Source organism: Xenorhabdus sp. SGI246 (assembly GCF_040838225.1).
Taxonomy (GTDB): Bacteria; Pseudomonadota; Gammaproteobacteria; order Enterobacterales; family Enterobacteriaceae; genus Xenorhabdus; species Xenorhabdus indica.
The window spans coordinates 1-1,371 of the sequence record NZ_JBFPEZ010000160.1 but is presented as its reverse complement, the minus strand read 5'-3'; the positions used below and the strand labels follow the sequence as shown (position 1 = coordinate 1,371).

The window sequence follows — 1,371 nt, the reverse complement described above, 5'->3', positions numbered from 1 at the left end:
GCCAAGAGTTTCCATCTCTGTACCAGCCCGCCCAGTATTTGCAGTAAAAATCCGCCTTCATAGAAGGCGGCTTTGATTTCGCCCCAGAGGGGCGTTATTAGCTCAAACTCTAAGAGCCTTCACTTCACATCCCTTTTAACGATAATTGATTGTCTTCATATTCATGTTTTTCCTGATACTTCACATACTTCCTTATCATTTCTTCATTTACACCAACGGTATCTACACAGTCACCTCTCGACCAAAAGTGATTTCCCCATAACTTTTGCTTTCTCAAATAGGGAAATTTATTAAATAACCGGATAGCTGTTCGTCCTTTTAAATGACCAAGAACCTGAGATACAGATAATTTCGGGGGTATTTTTACCAAAAGATGAACATGATCTATTTGAACGTTCAATTCTACAATTTCTATACCGAGTTGCTCACAGGAAATCCGTATCTGTTTATAGACCTCCCTTCCAACATTATTTTTCAGTATTCTAAATCGATATTTGGGCGTCCAAACGATATGGTATTGACAACACCAAACTACATGCGATGCTTTCTTGAATCTACTCATGGTTAAATCCTTCTCTGTTATGGGGATAACAGTTCGGATTTTCCCATGAGTAGCATTATTGGCAGAGCCAATTTGTTGCTGACCACCTCCGCAGGAGGCGGTATTCAGTTATGAATAAAATTTGTGAGGACAAAGAGTTAGCCTGTTCAGTTTGCATTAAACACGCATTAACACATTCACGAGGGTTACTTTTCCAGAGCGCATCGCGGATATCTTGAGGAGCACTGACCAATAAGGCACGTATCTGATTGATAGCCTGTGTTTTAGCTTTGACCGCACTGCGTCTGGCAACGCCGGTGATCCGTAATGCCTCACAGATACCGGATTGTTGTTTAGGAATAGCCTGCGTTCTGCCTGCCAGCACCGTCCGGGCTGCACATTCTGCATCCAGTGGGTCAGACTTTCCATTCTGTCGTCGCATTAAACGATCTGGGCGCGTGATCTCCAAGACTTCAATACCCTTTTTAATCAAAAAACGGGTCAGGCCCACCCCATAAGTTCCGGTTCCCTCGATGCCGGCCTGATTCACGGTTCCCCATGTTTGCGCCCAGCTCAGCAATTGCTGATATCCTGCCAGATTAGTTTCAACGGTTCGGGTACCGAGTAATTTGCCGGTACAATCGATAATCGCACCCACGTGCATCTCTAAATGGGTATCGACACCCAAAATGACGCTGTCTTGCGGTTGTTGTGATGAATTCAACATACGGATCTCCTTTAATGAGAGTGGTATTACCATTCCCATCGTAGGACATGACACTCAGGGAGCAGGGGCAAGGCTCCTATTAGGTCACTGACTCTGGGCCCGG

The 1,371-nt window shown here is 44.8% G+C and carries 2 protein-coding genes; both read right to left on the bottom strand.

Features of this window, described 5'->3' with window-relative positions; genetic code table 11:
- Positions 1-124 precede the first annotated feature (124 nt).
- Positions 125-562 carry an IS200/IS605 family transposase gene (gene tnpA / locus ABLA85_RS18910; RefSeq protein WP_367965846.1) on the bottom strand — a complete coding sequence of 146 codons (438 nt, stop codon included), beginning with the start codon at positions 560-562 and terminating at the stop codon, positions 125-127.
- 55 nt (positions 563-617) lie between these two features.
- A complete protein-coding gene (locus ABLA85_RS18905; RefSeq protein WP_367965845.1) occupies positions 618-1,268 on the bottom strand; it encodes a transposase in 651 nt (216 codons plus the stop codon).
- Positions 1,269-1,371: the final 103 nt, after the last annotated feature.

Excerpts from the sequence above, each read along its gene's own strand:
- tnpA (WP_367965846.1), bottom strand. The coding sequence starts at position 562 with ATGAGTAGATTCAAGAAAGCATCGCATGTAGTTTGGTGTTGTCAATAC.
- ABLA85_RS18905 (WP_367965845.1), bottom strand. The coding sequence starts at position 1,268 with ATGTTGAATTCATCACAACAACCGCAAGACAGCGTCATTTTGGGTGTC.